Origin of the sequence: Marinobacter antarcticus, from assembly GCF_900142385.1 — a bacterium.
GTDB lineage: Bacteria > Pseudomonadota > Gammaproteobacteria > Pseudomonadales > Oleiphilaceae > Marinobacter > Marinobacter antarcticus.
Window position 1 is genome coordinate 542,410 of record NZ_FRAQ01000002.1, and the last position, 16,328, is coordinate 558,737.

The 16,328-nt window shown below is 54.4% G+C and carries 17 protein-coding genes; 12 read left to right on the forward strand and 5 right to left on the reverse strand.

Going from position 1 to position 16,328, the window contains the following annotated elements:
• The first annotated feature begins 4 nt into the window (after window positions 1-4).
• Together BUA49_RS13860 and selD are read left to right on the forward strand one after the other, a co-directional pair.
• Window positions 5-661, forward strand: coding sequence for a helix-hairpin-helix domain-containing protein (locus BUA49_RS13860; protein WP_072798595.1), 657 nt, complete (start codon window positions 5-7; stop codon window positions 659-661).
• Window positions 661-2,937, forward strand: a complete 2,277-nt coding sequence (gene selD / locus BUA49_RS13865) for a selenide, water dikinase SelD (RefSeq protein ID WP_072798597.1) — start codon at window positions 661-663, stop codon at window positions 2,935-2,937. The genes BUA49_RS13860 and selD overlap by 1 nt, the downstream gene beginning before the upstream one ends.
• On the opposite strand, the gene senB is transcribed toward selD, so the two are convergent.
• Window positions 2,926-3,909: a selenoneine biosynthesis selenosugar synthase SenB gene (senB, locus tag BUA49_RS13870; protein WP_267283717.1), complete on the reverse strand. Its 984-nt coding sequence runs from the start codon at window positions 3,907-3,909 to the stop codon at window positions 2,926-2,928. The genes selD and senB overlap by 12 nt on opposite strands.
• Window positions 3,910-4,152: 243 nt before the next feature.
• On the opposite strand from senB, the gene BUA49_RS13875 reads away from it, so the two are divergent.
• From BUA49_RS13875 to BUA49_RS13885, 3 genes are read left to right on the forward strand one after another with little or no spacing between them, the layout of a single operon-like run.
• Complete coding sequence (locus BUA49_RS13875; protein WP_072798600.1) at window positions 4,153-5,028, forward strand: putative selenate ABC transporter substrate-binding protein; 876 nt, start codon at window positions 4,153-4,155, stop codon at window positions 5,026-5,028.
• On the forward strand, window positions 5,028-5,678 hold the full coding sequence (locus BUA49_RS13880) for a phosphonate ABC transporter ATP-binding protein (protein WP_072798602.1): 651 nt from the start codon (window positions 5,028-5,030) through the stop codon (window positions 5,676-5,678). The genes BUA49_RS13875 and BUA49_RS13880 overlap by 1 nt, the downstream gene beginning before the upstream one ends.
• A gap of 17 nt (window positions 5,679-5,695) precedes the next feature.
• Window positions 5,696-7,162, forward strand: a complete 1,467-nt coding sequence (locus BUA49_RS13885; protein ID WP_072798604.1) for a PhnE/PtxC family ABC transporter permease — start codon at window positions 5,696-5,698, stop codon at window positions 7,160-7,162.
• 31 nt (window positions 7,163-7,193) lie between these two features.
• Here BUA49_RS13885 and cls read toward each other — a convergent pair whose 3' ends face one another.
• From cls to BUA49_RS13900, 3 genes are all read right to left on the reverse strand, one after another.
• A complete protein-coding gene (gene cls, locus BUA49_RS13890; RefSeq protein WP_072798606.1) occupies window positions 7,194-8,624 on the reverse strand; it encodes a cardiolipin synthase in 1,431 nt (476 codons plus the stop codon).
• Window positions 8,625-8,705: 81 nt separating this feature from the next.
• Window positions 8,706-9,008: a hypothetical protein gene (locus BUA49_RS13895; RefSeq protein WP_072798608.1), complete on the reverse strand. Its 303-nt coding sequence runs from the start codon at window positions 9,006-9,008 to the stop codon at window positions 8,706-8,708.
• 27 nt (window positions 9,009-9,035) lie between these two features.
• On the reverse strand, window positions 9,036-9,539 hold the full coding sequence (locus tag BUA49_RS13900; protein WP_228704497.1) for a hypothetical protein: 504 nt from the start codon (window positions 9,537-9,539) through the stop codon (window positions 9,036-9,038).
• 104 nt (window positions 9,540-9,643) lie between these two features.
• Here BUA49_RS13900 and BUA49_RS13905 point away from each other — a divergent pair, with 104 nt between their 5' ends.
• Genes BUA49_RS13905 through BUA49_RS13915 form a run of 3 tightly spaced genes read left to right on the forward strand, consistent with a single transcriptional unit; the run spans window position 9,644 to window position 11,847 of the window.
• Window positions 9,644-10,576, forward strand: a complete 933-nt coding sequence (locus BUA49_RS13905) for an ABC transporter ATP-binding protein (protein WP_072798609.1) — start codon at window positions 9,644-9,646, stop codon at window positions 10,574-10,576.
• A gap of 12 nt (window positions 10,577-10,588) precedes the next feature.
• Entirely contained in the window at window positions 10,589-11,350 is a 762-nt protein-coding gene (locus BUA49_RS13910; protein WP_072798611.1) for an ABC transporter permease, read from the forward strand.
• A complete protein-coding gene (locus BUA49_RS13915) occupies window positions 11,314-11,847 on the forward strand; it encodes a DUF192 domain-containing protein (RefSeq protein WP_228704498.1) in 534 nt (177 codons plus the stop codon). Before BUA49_RS13910 ends, BUA49_RS13915 begins: the two co-directional genes overlap by 37 nt.
• On the opposite strand, the gene BUA49_RS13920 is transcribed toward BUA49_RS13915, so the two are convergent.
• The gene (locus BUA49_RS13920) at window positions 11,844-12,635 is read right to left on the reverse strand and encodes an enoyl-CoA hydratase (protein ID WP_072798615.1); all 792 of its coding nucleotides are present in this window, start codon (window positions 12,633-12,635) and stop codon (window positions 11,844-11,846) included. The two genes, BUA49_RS13915 and BUA49_RS13920, sit on opposite strands and share 4 nt — an antisense overlap.
• A 294-nt stretch (window positions 12,636-12,929) precedes the next feature.
• Here BUA49_RS13920 and BUA49_RS17810 point away from each other — a divergent pair, with 294 nt between their 5' ends.
• The 4 genes from BUA49_RS17810 (at window position 12,930) to BUA49_RS13935 (ending at window position 16,271) form a co-directional block, all read left to right on the forward strand.
• On the forward strand, window positions 12,930-13,073 hold the full coding sequence (locus tag BUA49_RS17810; RefSeq protein ID WP_175547592.1) for a hypothetical protein: 144 nt from the start codon (window positions 12,930-12,932) through the stop codon (window positions 13,071-13,073).
• 28 nt (window positions 13,074-13,101) lie between these two features.
• Complete coding sequence (locus tag BUA49_RS13925) at window positions 13,102-13,980, forward strand: DMT family transporter (RefSeq protein WP_072798617.1); 879 nt, start codon at window positions 13,102-13,104, stop codon at window positions 13,978-13,980.
• 52 nt (window positions 13,981-14,032) lie between these two features.
• A complete protein-coding gene (locus tag BUA49_RS13930) occupies window positions 14,033-14,836 on the forward strand; it encodes an enoyl-CoA hydratase-related protein (RefSeq protein WP_072798618.1) in 804 nt (267 codons plus the stop codon).
• Window positions 14,837-15,086: 250 nt separating this feature from the next.
• Window positions 15,087-16,271 (forward strand): tyrosine-type recombinase/integrase, encoded by a 1,185-nt coding sequence (locus BUA49_RS13935; protein ID WP_072798620.1) that lies wholly within the window; start codon window positions 15,087-15,089, stop codon window positions 16,269-16,271.
• Window positions 16,272-16,328 lie beyond the last annotated feature (57 nt).

Genomic DNA, 16,328 nt, shown 5'->3' on the forward strand with positions numbered 1-16,328 from the left:
TCTTATGGCGAAGAAAGCCAAAGAAAGCGTTGATAAGATCGTAAAGAAGGTCAACAAGGAATTTGAGAAAACGTCATCCCAGATTGAAGGTCTGGTCAGCGATGCGAGGAAACAGCTCGATAGCCTGCAACATCAGGTTCAGGATCCGGTTCGCAAGGTTCTGAAAGAAGTCGATGAACTGCGCGAACGTGAAATGAAGCGTTTTAGCGACGAGTTTGAACGTCGCCTGGACGAGTTCCACGAACTGCAATCCAACATACTCGAACGCTTGGGTGTCGCTTCTAAAGAAGACATCCGTAAAGCCGAAAAAGAGAGCAAAAAAGAACTCAAAAAAGCGCCTGCATCGGCAGCAAGCACCGCTGCCAAGAAACCCGCAGCAAAGAAACCCGCAGCAAAGAAACCTGCAGTGAAGAAAGCAGCCCCTAAAAAGCCTGCGGCAAAGAAAGCGCCAACTGCCACGGCCAAGAAGCCGGTTGATAAAAGCAATCTGACGCTCGTGAAAGGCATCGGGCCGGCTACGGCCCAAAAGTTGAAAGCTGCCGGGATCACGTCCATTGATCAGATTGCCAACCCATCGGCAGCCGATCAGGAAAAGCTGAATGGCTTCTCACACATCAAGGGATTTGATCAATTTACAGTTGAAGCCAAGAAAATCAACTGATGCGAACGCCTGACCAGCCTGTTTTACGGGACATTGTCCTGATTGGCGGCGGGCACAGCCACGTCGGGGTACTCAAACGGTTTGCAATGAAACCGGTTCCCGGCGTCCGGCTGACCCTCATTTGCCGTGACACGCACACACCCTACTCCGGAATGCTGCCTGGCTACGTGGCAGGACACTACAGTTACGACGATGTACACATCGACCTGAGCCGCCTGGCAGAGTTTGCAGGGGCACGCTTTTATCGGGCCGAAGCCAGAGGTATTGATCGCGACAGCAAGCGTGTGATCTGCAAAGGCCGGCCGGATGTTCCTTACGACATACTGTCGATCAATATCGGTTCGTCGCCCAGGACGAATGAGGTAGAGGGTGCCTCCCAGTACGCGGTGCCGGTAAAGCCAATCACTGGTTTCAACAACCGCTGGCTTGCCCTCCTCTCACGTATTGAAAACCACGAAGGGCCACTCACGGTAGGCGTTGTAGGCGCAGGCGCTGGAGGTGTGGAGCTGACACTGGCAATGCAGTATCGCCTTAAAAACGAGCTGGAGCAGCGCGGGCGGGATTCCGGCCAACTGCATTTCCACTTGTTTGATGCAGCCGAAGAAATTCTTCCCACGCACAACGCAAAAGTACGGGAAGTCTTCCGGAAAACGCTTTCTGAACGCGGTGTAAAGCTTCATCTTGGCTCGCCGGTGGAAAAAGTCGGTGAAGGGCTGTTGCGCACCGCCGCTGGCGAAACCTTGCAGACAGACGAAGTCCTCTGGGTAACAAGAGCCGGTGGGCCAGCGTGGCTGGAGGAAACCGGCCTGGCTTTGGATGAAGGGCTGTTCCTGCGCGTGCGGGACACTCTGCAGGCTGAAAACGACGACAGCGTTTTTGCTGCAGGCGACATTGCCAACGTGGTCAATCATCCTCGGGAAAAAGCCGGTGTATTTGCGGTGCGCCAGGGACCACCTCTGGCGGAGAACCTCAAGCGCATGGCTCTGGGCAAAGCACCCAACGATTTTCATCCCCAGAAAAAATGGCTGGCATTGATCAGTACTGGCGACAAATACGCCGTCGCCTCCCGCGGCGATATGCAACTTGACGGTGCCATGGTGTGGCGCTGGAAGGACTGGATCGACCGCCGGTTTATGGAAAAATTCACCGACCTCCTGCCCATGGACGAAGGGGCGGCCCTGCCCGATACATCTGCAGCGCAGAACCCTGAGGAAGCCTCTCAGGCGATTTCTGCCGTTGCCATGCGCTGCGGTGGTTGTGGCGCCAAGGTTGGCAGTACGGTGCTTTCACGAGCTTTGGGTGAACTCAGGCCCATTGACCGGGACGATATTATTATCGGCCTGCATGCGCCGGATGATGCCGCCGTTTTGCGGGTCCCACCCGGGAAAGCCGTGGTACACACTGTCGATTTCTTCCGGGCATTCATTGATGACCCTTATACATTTGGCCGCGTTGCTGCAAACCACAGCCTTGGTGATGTCTTTGCGATGGGCGCCGAAGCTCAGAGTGCGACTGCGGTGGCCACGGTTCCCTACGGTATCGAATCCAAAGTGGAAGATGTGGTCTATCAGATGATGTCTGGTGCCGTGGATGTATTGAATGAAGCAGGTTGTGCCCTGGTCGGTGGCCACACGGGCGAAGGTCGTGAGCTTGCCCTTGGCTTCGCAGTGAATGGTCTGATCGATCCTGATAAGGTGATGAGCAAAGGTGGCTTGCGGGCCGGCGATGTACTGATCCTCACCAAACCCATTGGTACCGGAACGCTGTTTGCGGCGCACGCCCGCTTGGCTGCTAAAGGCCGCTGGATTGATTCCGCCTTGGCCTCGATGGTGCAGTCCAACAAGAAGGCAGCAGACTGTCTCCGGAGCTTCGGATCCAAAGCCTGTACGGACGTGACCGGCTTTGGCTTGCTGGGCCATCTGGTTGAGATGACGCGACCTTCAGGTGTCGATGCCGAGCTGGATCTCTCCGCGATTCCTATCCTGCCCGGTGCGGAAGAAACGGCAGCAGCAGGCATTCTTAGTTCTCTGCAGCCGGCCAATATTCGCCTGCGCCGTGGTATCCGGGATCAGGATAAGTGGGTGAAGCACCCACGCTACCCCCTGATTTTTGATCCGCAAACTGCCGGCGGCTTGCTGGCAAGTGTTTCGGCCGATAAGGCGGAAGACTGCGTTCGGGAGCTCAAAGCCCTGGGTTATCCGCACACCGCCATCATCGGGCGGGTTCTGCCCCAGGATGATAGCGGGCCAATTGAGCCGATTACGTTAAGAGAGTGAATCGAGTGCCCCGGAGCGGCGCTGCACTGCAAGTGAAAGCGCCTGCTCCAGGGATTCCTGCTCTTTTTCCGGCGTAAACTGGCTAGCGAGTTGGTCAACCTGCTCTCGCAATTGCTCCAGAAACTCCGCATCGCTCTCCGCATGTTCGAGCACATCAGCAAGTGCCCCGGTATCACCCACGGGGTAGTACCCGGCGTAATCCTTACCAAGCAGCCCGGTATTCCCGGAGATATCAGATGCAATGACAGGCAGGCCGGCGCGGCAGGCTTCCGACACTACATTTGCACCACCCTCCATGACCGAACTCATCACCAGCAACTGGCTATTGGCCATCAGCCCGGCGATGCCATTTTTTTCGAGCGCGCCGAGCCATTTGAATCTTGGATTCTCCTGCACTTCCTGTTTTGCCAGCTGTTCCCAATGTGCATCGTGGGCGTTGCCTGCACAGGAAACGCGAATGCGGGAGTTCGCGGGCAAAAGCCTGGCCGCCTGGGGGGCCCGAAGGGAGTCTTTTTCATCCCGCAGGTGGCCGATGACGCACACATCAAAATAAAGCGATGTAGAAGCCGCCTTTCTTTTATGCACAGTGGGCCGGTCCGCAGACTGAAAAAGCGTAACCAGTTTGATCCTGAAACGCTCTGGAATATCGTCCCCAACCTGCGCATGCAAGCCGATCAGTGCATCGGCTGCCTGCATGGAACAAAGGGTTTGCTCAGGGTATTCGTATTGGTGTCGGTAGATATCTGTTCCCGTTAATGCCACGACTAACGGTTTGCCCGGGCATGAATTTCGGAACAGGCGAATTGCCTCATGGCTGCGCCAGGCATGGAGAGCAATGAAGAGATCACAAGGCTCACCGTGATACGCTGTAACAATAGATACCTTGTGCCCCGCTTGTTCCAGCAGCGTTTGCCAGCGCTCTGCGGTTGCCCTGTTGCCAGCTTTCGAGCCCGGCCCAGCCGGCGTGATCATGATGATATCCATAGTGCTCTTCGATATAAGAAGACCCTTTAAAGGTCCGGATAAAATTTTGATAGACTTGAATAGAATTTTAAGAGAATAGTGCCCTGATGCCTGACCTATTTATACCTATAATCCGTATATATGTTCAGTGTTAAAAAGAATCAGAGTATCCTCCCGCTCGCAGACGCAACTGGTTTTAGACAGGAGCGATATTTCTGCTTTAACAATCAGATACCCGATGAAGGATTTCAAATGGCTTTGAATCTTATAAGGAAGTTGACGCTTTCAAGTTTTTTAATTTTCGCCGCAGCCACGGTTTCGGCGCAAACATTTGTGTTCACTGCGATCCCTGATGAAGACGAAACAAAGCTGGTAGAACGTTTTCGCGGTGTCGCCGATTACCTCTCTGAGCAGCTGAATGTTGATGTACGCTACATTCCGGTAAAGTCCTACGCGGCTGCCATTTCGGCGTTCCGTAACAACCAGGTTCAGTTGGCATGGTTCGGCGGCCTTTCCGGTGTACAGGCGCGCAGGCTGGTACCTGGTTCCGAAGCTGTTGCTCAAGGTGTTGAGGACGAAGCATTCCAGACCTATTTTATTGCCAATACCAACACGGGGATCGAACCAGCCGAAGAGCTTGCAGACCTGAAAGATCAGCTGCAGGGTAAAACCTTTACCTTCGGCTCCAAAGGCTCAACGTCTGGCCGGCTCATGCCCGAGTTCTATGTGCGCGACACCTTTGATTCAAAGCCTGAGGATTTTTTCTCACGCGTTGGCTTCAGTGGCAACCACACACGCACCCTTCGCCTGGTTGAGGCCGGCACCTATGATATAGGCGCGCTTAACTTCCAGGTTTGGGAAAAAGAGCTGGCTGATGGAAACGTTGATACCGATGCGGTTCAGGTTATCTGGAAAACACCCACCTACCCTGATTATCAGTGGACTATTCGTGGAGATGTGGACGAGCGCTTTGGTGAAGGCTTCAAACAGCGCGTTACCGAAGCACTTCTGAACCTCGATAACCCGGAACTGCTTGAAAGCTTCCCGCGTTCAGGCTTTATTCCTGCCTCCAACGACGACTATGAGCCGATTCGTAAAACTGCAGAAGAGATCGGAATCCTCGACTGATGTCAGGCTTCGATCTTTCTGGCCTTACGGCTTCATTCAGCGGCAAGCGGGTCATCGGTCCGCTGTCGCTGCATGTTAACCCGGGCGACAAAATTGCACTCGTGGGTAAAAGCGGTGCTGGTAAATCCACTCTTATTCGGCTGATTCACGAACGTGTTAACCGTAACTCTTCCTTGATTCCTCAGGACTTGGGCCTGGTGAATGCACTTTCAGTGTTCCACAACGTGTTTATGGGGCAGCTGGATAGGCACTCGACCTGGTATAACACGGTAACGCTCGCCCGGCCGTTCTCGAAAGACCGTGCTGAGGTACACACGCTGTTGCAGTCACTTGGTATGACAGAAAAACTCTGGACGCCTGCAGCCTCTCTTTCCGGCGGGCAACGCCAGCGTGTCGCCATTGCGCGGGCGCTCTACCGAAACGCCCCTGTGCTGCTGGCAGACGAGCCGGTTTCGGCGCTCGATGGCCCCATGGCTAACTCGGTAATGACGTATCTCCGCGATCGCTTTTCAACCAGCATTATTGCGCTGCACGATGTGGAGCTGGCTCTGAATTACTGCACCAGGATCGTTGGCATTTATGACGGACAGATCGCCTTGGACCAGCCTAGCGAGAATCTTGCAGCCTCAGACATCATGTCTCTTTACTAGGTAACTCGGCCCGTTCCATGCTCTCTTCCCCAACGGTTCGTACCAGCCTTATTTTCCTTGCTATTGCTTTGGTGGGGTTAATGTTTGCGGATATCGCCATCACCGCATCCAATCCCTGGCGTGATCTGGGCAACTTCTTCCTGGGGATCTTAACTCCCAACTTTTTCAGTAGCGAAGGGTTGATGACCGCGCTGTTGAGAACGGTCGCCTTTGCCTTTGTCGGCGTTGCTCTTGGCGGTGTCTGTGGCTTCCTGCTGGCACTGGTATACCGGTCGCTGCCCGTACGCATTTTCTGTGCTTTTATTCGCGCCATTCACGAGCTTTTCTGGGCGCTGATCTTTCTGCAGTTCTTCGGGTTCCATCCGCTCACCGGTGTACTGGCCATCGCGATCCCCTACGCCGGAATATTCGCCAAAGTATATTCCGAAATTCTCGAAGAAGCCGATCCGGAACCCGGCCGTGTTCTGCCTCCGGGCACCGGAAATATTACGGCCTTTCTTTATACCCGCATCCCGGATTGCTGGGTGAAGATGCGCACCTATACGGCTTACCGGCTGGAATGTGGTTTGCGTTCCAGCGCGATACTTGGTTTTGTTGGCCTGCCCACACTGGGCTTTTACCTGGAAGCGTCGTTTTCTCAGGGGCTTTACTCCGACGCCGGCGCAATGCTGATTCTGTTCTATGTCCTGATAGCCACCATGCCCCTGTGGGTAAGGCCAAAGCTATTGCCCGTGTACGTGCTTGGCGCACCCTTCTTTCTTGGCGAGGGCTTGCCGATTGTATGGGGCAATGTGCAGCGCTTCTTCACCGAAGACATTGTGCCGGCACCGCTGCGTAACGGGGAGGGTTTGACGGGCCTGATGCCCTGGCTGAGTGATCTGATGATCAACGAAGCCATCCCGGGCATCTGGAATACCATTGTGCTCACCCAGATTGCACTGGTGGCTACGGGTATTCTCTCGCTGCTGGCATTCCCTCTGATCTCCAACCATTTTGGCGGCCCCATACGCCGTAGCGCCGGCCATGTGGTTCTGGTGATCGCACGGTCCACGCCGGAGTACATTCTGGCTTATATCCTGCTGCAACTATGGGGCCCTTCGATGTTGCCTGCGGTGGTTGCCTTGGCGCTGCACAACGGCGGAATTATCGGGCACTTGATTGGCAAGCAAACCAATTCCATCAAGCTCCGTGCGGACGCACCTATCGGACTTAACCGGTACAGCTGGGAGCTGGTGCCACGGGTGTATCGTTCTTTTCTGGCATTTCTGTTCTACCGTTGGGAGATCATTATGCGGGAAACGGCCATTCTGGGGATTTTAGGCATCTACACGCTCGGGTTTTACGTAGATAGCGCTATTCAGAATATCCGGTTTGACCGCGCCATGGTGCTGATTCTGGTAACTGCCCTGCTCAACATCGGCGTTGATACCCTCGGGCGTTATGTTCGCCGCAAGCTTGCCCTGAAAACCATGCCGACCTGCTGAATATCCAGAGTTTGTTGCTTAGGCCTTGGTGTTAAAGGACTGGGCCGATGGTTGCAATAACGTTGTGCCAGATCCTCTGATGGTAATGCCATGCAAGAACCGTGGGTAAGTCAACGACCTCAGAGCGGTTGATGTAACTTTGTTGGCGTTCTGTGATTGCCAGGGTCGTGGCTTCGTCCTGCAGAAGAATGTTGTTTTCATAGTTCAGGTCAAAACTGCGCAGATCCAGGTTCGAGGAGCCAATCAGGCTTATCTTGCCGTCGATTGTGAGGGTTTTGGCGTGAAGAAGCCCGCCTTTGAACTCATGGATGATGCATCCCGCATCAAGCAGTCGGTGATAGTAACTGCGGCTGGCCGCAGCCACGATCCAGCTGTCATTCACCTTGGGAAATATCAGCGAAACCGCAACGCCCCGATGGGCGGCCGCGCACAGGGCTTCCAGAACCGTCGCATCTGGAACGAAATACGGTGTAGAGAGTGTCAGCTCGCTCTGGGCGCAGGCAATCAGGTTGGCAAAGAGCTGCGGCGTGGCCCCGTGGCGCTCGGTTGGCCCAACGCCCATAACCTTCGCCGGAAAACCGCCTTCAACGGGCTGCGAGGACAGCACAATGCAATCCAGAGATTGATTGGTGGCCTGCATCCAGTCGCTGGCAAACAGCAACTGATTCTGAACCACAACCGGCCCGGTAAACCGGAGCATGATATCCACCCAAGGCGCGTACTTGGCTTTAACCAGAAACTCCGGATCAGCGGAATTACGGCTGCCGCAATAAGTGATCCGTGAGTCAATCACGGTTATCTTGCGGTGGTTCCGAAGATCCAGCCGGCTGGTGAGAATGGTGCGGATGGGGTGCTTCAGCGACAGCGCGACAGCCAGATGAACGCCCGCCTCTTTCATGCGCTGCCAGAGCGCGGAATTAATCATCGCGCGAGACCCCAGCCCATCAGCCATGGCTCGGCATGTTACCCCTCTGCGGGCTGCGCGTATCAGTGCCTCAGCAATGGCATGGCCGGTGTTGTCATCAATCCAGATGTAATACAGCACGTGAACGTGATCTTTGGCCGCATCAATGTCTGCAACCATGCGGCTAAGCGTTTCATCGCCATCACTCATCAACTCGGCGGTGTTACCTGCTGATGGATGGAAACCGTTAATCGAGCCCGCATAGCGGAATGCAGGCCGGTAGACCGGCTCAATCAGTTTCTCTGTATTGGCTGCCTCCCCCATAAACCAGGAAGCTTTGGCTCGTATTTCCGCAAATATCTCTCTGTGTCGTTTATCCGCGCGGTTTCCCAGATCTGTTTCACCGAACAGGAAGTAAATAACGCTGCCAAAATAAGGCAGAACGTTAAGCACGATAAACCAGGCCAGGCGCACGGGAGGCGACAGGTCATCACGTAGGAGAATCCGGATAGTAAACGTAATAACCAGAAGTGTGTGGAGCATCAGGATAACGGTCATCAGGCTCCCTTTAAGGATTCAGAATCCATAGTGCTTTCATTAACCCCTGACATTACTGCGAACACGCTGATATAACCGTTATCAATTTTTGCTGCGTTGCTCGAGAACCCAGTCAATTCCTAGCTGAACGGTCTCTGCCTGTTCCGGTTTGTCCGCGGGCACTCCCTCGACCGCCGGGCGGGTAAACGCGCCCTCCTCCGTGGAAACCATGGAATCGACATCGACAGAGAGAACCAGGTAGGTGACACCACCTGAAACAACCCTCGCCCGCTGAGCCAGGCCGAAAACAAAGCGGCAGTAGTCCAGCTTCAGCTGCATCAGGTCCTGTTCGGCTTTACGAATTTTCCGTAACAGCACTTTTTGTACACTTTCGCCGTAATCCATCACGCTTTCTCTGAAGTTAACATCAATTTACCGAATCTGTTTATCTTGGGTTTGAAAAACCAGTTTCAATGGAGCAGGCTCTGGAAGTGCATTCTGGCCTTGTTGCAGATCAATACGCCAGACCATTTCGGAACCCGTGGTACAGAGTGGTGCAGTGAAACGGGCAGAGTAACTGCCATCGCCTTCACTTCGCAGCGGTACCGGGTACTCACCCATATACATGGATTCGCCGCGTAATACTGCAAGGAACCGCTCCGGTGTAGTCGGCGAATAAACGGTAAGCTGATATTCTGTGCCCTGGCCCTCGTCACCCATAACGCCCAGTTCCACTTGCCAGAGCCCGGATTTCACCTCCCACTCACAGGGCCCAGCCAGCAAGTCACAGACAGGCTGCTCACTACCGGGAGCGTCGCTATCTGGGGCTTTTAGCCATAGGGAACCAAAGATAACCACTAAAACCAGGGCCACAATGAAACCCATAGCCACAATCGCTCGTACCATACCCTCACCCAGTTGAAACCGATGAGGCATTATGGACACTATCTGCCTCAAGGCAAAAATTTCTAAACCGGCGCCAGACATGAGAAAATGCCGCGCTTTCATTTCGGACCCACTTTCTGGAACAGGATACACCCGTGCAGCCGGATATTTCCGTTAAGAACCTCAACAAGGTTTATGAGGGCGGTTTCCAGGCCCTTAAGAATATCAATCTGGACATAAACCGGGGCGAAATTTTTGCCCTGCTCGGTCCCAACGGGGCAGGCAAAACCACAATGATCAGCATCATTTGCGGCATTGCCAACATGTCTTCCGGTGAAATCACTGCCGGTGGCCACAACATCGTCAAGGATTACCGTAAAGCTCGTGAATCCATTGGCCTGGTGCCCCAGGAACTCAGTACCGATTCGTTCGAAACCGTATGGAAGGCCGTATCCTTCAGCCGCGGCCTGTTCGGTAAAGCGCCCAAGCCTGAGCACATTGAAAAGGTGCTCAGGGATCTATCGCTGTGGGACAAGCGCAATAGTCGCATTATGACCCTCTCCGGTGGCATGAAGCGCCGGCTGATGATCGCCAAGGCGCTCTCTCATGAGCCTCGGATACTGTTCCTGGATGAGCCCACGGCAGGCGTCGACGTAGAGCTGCGTCGTGATATGTGGGAGATGGTCCGTAAACTCCGGGAAGACGGTGTAACCATCATTCTTACGACCCACTACATCGAAGAAGCCGAAGAAATGGCCGATCGTATCGGGGTTATTCGCCAGGGCGAGATCATTCTGGTGGAAGAGAAGAGCCGGCTGATGAGCAAGCTGGGCAAGAAAGAGTTGCGTCTGCAATTGCAGTCGAAGCTCGACAAAGTACCCGGAGAGCTCACTCTGGAGCCTGTGGAGTTGTCAGACGATGGTTACGAACTGATTTACACCTTCGATTCGCAGCAAGAACAGGCCGGCGTGGCGCGCTTGCTACGCACCCTCGGGGATATCGGCATTGATTACCGCGACCTGCGCACCCGGGAGAGTTCCCTGGAAGAGATTTTTGTAGGCCTGGTGCATGAAAAAGATGCGGGCTAACGGGAGAAAGGCATGAATTTTTACGGTGTTAAAGCCATCTACAATTTTGAAATGTCCCGCATGCGTCGCACCCTGATGCAGAGCGTGCTCTCGCCAGTCATATCCACCTGCCTGTATTTTGTTGTTTTCGGGTCAGCAATTGGTTCGCGCATGGGCAATATCGATAACATCGAATACGCCGCGTACATCATTCCCGGTCTCGTCATGCTTTCCCTGTTGATGCAAAGCATCTCCAACGCCTCTTTCGGCATCTACATGCCAAAATTCTCCGGTACTATTTATGAGGTGCTTTCTGCACCTGTGTCCTACGTCGAAATAGTGCTGGGCTATGTGGGCGCTGCAGCCACTAAATCAGTAATACTTGGGCTGATCATACTGCTGACTGCCAGGTTATTTGTAGACTACAGCGTTCTGCACCCCTTCTGGATGCTTTCTTTCCTGGCACTGACGGCCGTAACCTTCAGCATGTTCGGGTTCATCATCGGCATATGGGCTGACGGGTTTGAAAAACTTCAGATAGTTCCCATGATGATTGTGACCCCGCTGACCTTTCTTGGCGGCACCTTTTATTCCATCGATATGCTGCCGGAAATCTGGCAGACCATCAGCCTGTTTAACCCGGTGGTATACCTGATCAGCGGTTTTCGCTGGGCATTTTACGGTGTCTCGGATGTGCACGTTGGAATAAGCGTGGGTATGACCCTGCTGTTCCTGGCGGCATGTATGGCGGGGATCTGGTGGATTTTCAAAACCGGCTATCGGTTACGCTCCTGATGCGGTCCCGCTGCGCCCTGCTCTGTTTTGCAGCCATTCTGGCAGGCTGTTCTGCCGGCTCAGATGCTCAAGAGCCTTCAGCCGGCTTGCCGGTCGTTGAAGGCTGTTTTACGACAGACTCTGGAATGGTAAACGTCAGCCTGGAACTGGCACAGGCGCCGCAGGAGCGCCACAAAGGCCTCATGGGGCGCGAATCCCTCGCAGCCAATTCGGGCATGCTGTTTCAGTACCAGGAACAGCAGAGCCCGGATCATGGCTTCTGGATGTACCAGACGCTCATTCCTCTGGATATTGCTTATCTGGATGAGAACGGCGTTATCGGCAACATTCAGCAGATGGAGCCGTGTAAATCGACCAACGGTGCGAGATGCCCGAGCTACCCTGCAGGCGTTGGGTTTATAGTTGCCGTAGAAATGAACGTTGGTTTTTTTGAGGCGAATGGAATTGCTTCCGGAGATCGCCTCAAGCTGGGAAAACAGAACTGCAAAACCCGTTAACTGTCCTTCCATTCCGGCTTGCGCTTATCCAGGAACGCACAGATACCCTCCCTCGCGTCGTCAGCACGCATGTTTTCTGCCATCACCTTGGCCGTATATTCATAAGCGTCCGCCAGTGGCATCTCCAGCTGCTTGTAGAAAGCGCCCTTGCCAATCTTCAACGTATGCCCGGATTTTTCAGCAATTGTGCGGGCCATGGTGTATACCGTCTCATCCAGCAGCGACTCATCAACAATCCGGTTTACCAGCCCCAACTGCTCTGCACGAACTGCACTGATCAGCTCCCCTGTAAGCAGCATCTCCATAGCATGCTTGCGTGAAACGTTACGGGACAGCGCCACCATAGGCGTTGAACAGAACAGCCCGATGTTTACACCTGGCGTGGCAAAACGTGCCGAATCCGCCGCCACAGCCAGATCACAGCTGGCGACCAACTGACATCCCGCCGCGGTTGCGACACCGGCCACTCGAGCAATCACCGGCTTTGGCAGATTCACAATTTGCTGCATCACCTCACTGCACCGGTTAAACAGCGCCAATTGGAATTCATGGCTATCAAGCTGATCGCGGATTTCCTTGAGATCGTGCCCTGCACAAAAGACCTTGCCCGCAGCCGCAAGAACCACCACTCGTGTAGCGTCGTCCGTTGCGATATCCGCAAGTGCGTCAGCCAAAGCATCAAGCATTCCCATGGAAAGGCTATTGCGCCGGTCAGGCTGATTCAGTGTAAGCGTGGTGATTCCGTTTTCACTGTGTTTCTGGACCAGTGGTCCTGATTGCTCGGTCATAAAAATACTCCATTTGATTCGGCTTCGGTGCCTGGGGCGGTCCGGCAGGTCTTCCCAACATACGCTGTAAATACGTCCTTGTACGCTCGGCTCCGCCATCCCTGGCTCCGCACGATTTTGGGAAGACCTGCCGAACCACCCTCTTCACTAACTTAGTCAAAGTATTGCCGAGACCGCCTATACTGTCGAAGCGACTTTTGTAGGATGCTCAGTTTTTCGCCATTGAGGTTGTTATAGACGCCCGCTGCCCATAGGCTCTAACCGGAAGCCAAATATTGCAGAGAGGAGCCGTTCATGTCGAAATTAACAATCCTCAAAGCCATTGTCGCCATCGCAATCATTGGGGGCGGTATCTTTGTGATCATTAAAGACGATCCGGCCGTACCATCCGGCGACATCAACAGCATCCAGCCGCTGCCAAAGCAGGACAACCCCTGACCCAGCCCATTGAACAGGCGAACCTGATTTGCAGACAACCCGAATCAAAGGACTAACCATCGCAGCCCTGGGCGTGCTTTTTATCGTCCCGGATGCGCTGCTGGTGAAGATCACCTCCGTGGACCCCGTGGTCTTCCTGTTCTGGCGGGGCCTGTTGCTGGCCATCAGCTTTTTTGTGATCAGCTGGGCCAGATACCGTTCACGCCTGGTCCCTGAAATCCGCAAATGCGGCCGCAAGGGGCTGTTCTGTGCCGGTGCGTTTGCCATCAGCACCCTGGGATTTGTGGTGGGCATGAAAAACACCGCCGCCGGCAACGTACTGGTCATCCTGAACACCGCACCGGTGATTGCTGCGGTAATCGCATGGGCGGTATGGAAAGAAACACTGCCCCTCAGAACCTGGGTCATCATTCTGGTGTGCGTTTCGGGCGCTACCCTGATGGCCGTCGGTGAATTCGGCAAAGGCGATCCCCTGGGCCTGATGATGGCCGTGGTTGCCGCGACAGCTCTTGCCTCAAATCTCAACGTGGCCCGCTCCAAACCTGAAAGCGATATGAGCGTGATGCTTATGTTCGGCGCGGTGGCGCTGGCTGGCGTGGCTGCCCTGCTAGGCGGTGTTCAGATGCCTTCTTCCCGGGACTTTTTCTTTATTGCCCTGCTCTGCCTGGTTTTTCTGCCCACTGCCTGCATCCTTATCCAGATCGGCCCCCGCTACATTCCGGCGGCGGAAGTCAGCCTTATGCTGTTGCTGGAAACTGTCTTGGGCTCCTTCCTGGTGTGGCTGTTTCTCGGTGAAGTGCCTCCGAAACTCAGTCTGATCGGTGGGGCAATCGTGTTCTCGGCCCTCGCCGTTCATGGCTGGACTGAGGTGAACCGGTATCGAAAGGCGCGGCTGGCAGTTGATTAACCCGGTTCCCGCACGCGAAGATACGCGCTGAACGACAACAAGGAACCACCAAATGATCAACGTACCCCAACTCACCGATGCACTGCTGACCCTGGAAAACCGGGTAGCCACCCTCACCCTGAACCGCCACGACCTGCGCAACGCCCTCACGGGCTCCAACCTGATCGAAGACATCGTGACCACCGCAGAATGGGTGAACCAGTGCGACGACGTTTCAGTACTGGTGATTACCGGCGCCGGTTCCGCCTTCAGCGCCGGCGGCAATATCCGCGACATGGCCAACCGCAGTGGTGATTTTGCCGGCGACGTGGCCGAATGCGCAGACCGCTACCGCAAAGGCATCCAGCGAATCCCCCTGGCTCTGCAGAACGTGGAAGCCCCCATCATCGCCGCCGTAAACGGCCCCGCCATCGGCGCAGGCTTCGACCTGGCCAACATGGCCGATATCCGCATTGCCTCGGAAAGCGCAAAATTCGGCGAAACCTTCCTGAACCTCGGCATCATCCCCGGCGACGGCGGTGCCTGGTTTATGCAGCGTTTGATCGGCTACCAGCGAGCCTTTGAGCTGACACTGACTGGCCGCGTGATTGATGCTACGGAAGCCAAGGAACTCGGTATTGTTCTGGACGTGGTAGCGCCGGACGAACTGCTCACCGCAGCAAATGCCATGGCCAACCGCATCGCTAGCCAGCCCCCGAAAGCCACACGGCTCACCAAGCGCCTGATGAAAATGGCCCCTCGGATGGAGCTGAAGGATTTTCTGGATGTGTGTGCGAATTTCCAGGGCATGTGCCATAACGAGCCGGAGCATCTGGAAGCGGTGAACCGGATGCTGGAGGCTATGGCGAAAAAGTAATGGTGCTCCGGGCCGGAATCGAACCGGCACGACCCAGGGGTCGAGAGATTTTAAGTTATTAGCGTCCTTTTTTGAATAAGTTGGAAATTGTTTTAATAAGCAATATAAAACAGCAGTTTACGAGCCTTGACAAAAAATTGAAATTTGCAGTTGTTTGAAGAAATCCGCTATTATTTGATCGATTCTGTCTACATAGTGTCTACATAAGGACGCAAGAGACTTTCCGACGAATGCGAGTGGAGCCCTACCCTTGAGAATTACCAAGAGCTTTATCGACAAAGTTCCCCTGCCCCAGATTGGTCCGGGTGGTAAATCCAGCCAGGCGTTTTATCGGGATTCGGTCATCGCCGGTTTTGGTTTACGCGTCACCAGTGGCGGAGCCAAATCGTTCATCGTAGAAAAACGAGTGGATGGCCGGGTTACGCGAAAGACGCTTGGCCGATATGGCAACCTGACGCTTGAGCAGGCCCGCAAAGAAGCACAGAAATATTTGGGCAAAGTTGCAACCGGTATAAACCCGATTCGGGAAGCCCAGGAGCAGCGGGCGCAACGCGTCACGCTAAACGACGCCTTTGAAGATTACCTGGTCACTCGCAAAACCCTAAAGCCAAATACGCTCAACGACTACAACCGCTCCATGCGGGAAATGTTTAAGGACTGGCAGAGCAAAGCCTTAAAAGACATTAACCGGGATATGGTGCTGAATCGCCATGCGGAATACGGGCAACGCAGCCCCGCACGAGCTGACAACGGAATGCGCATCTTACGGGCCGTGTTCAATCACGCCTTGCAGCGATACCAAGACGCCGCCGGCAAACCCTTCCTGGTGGCAAACCCGGTTGACGTACTGAGCCATCAACGCGCCTGGTACAAGGTGGAACGCCGACAAAGCCTGATCAAAGATCATCAGCTTAAGGCGTGGTATGACGCCACCATGCAACTGAACACGCAAACCACGCGGGATTATCTTCACCTGGTGCTGCTTACCGGGTTGCGCCGAACTGAGGCGGCAACGCTTACCTGGAAACAAATCGACTTCAAAGAGAAGACCCTGATCATCACTGACACCAAAAATGGCCGAGCGCATCGCCTGCCCTTCAGTGACGCCATCGAAGCGTTGTTAAAGCGTCGTTCTGAGGAGCAGGAAAGCCCGTATGTATTTCCCAGTGACGCAGAGCGAGGACATCTCTCTGAGCCCCGCACAGCGATCAAACGTGTCTCTAAACTTTCTGGGGTCACATTCACTCTGCACGACCTGCGACGCACGTTTATTACCGCTGCTGAACGTCTCGACATACCGGCTTATGCTCTGAAGCGACTCATGAACCACAAAGATCCGAACGATGTGACCGACGGTTACATCATTTTCGACGTTGAGCGATTGCGAGCTCCAATGCAGAAAATTACCAGCTTTTTTCTGAGTCATACGCAGTAAGCCACCGCGGGATAAAACCGGTCATCGAATACAGCGATCTAAAGGACATCATATTTT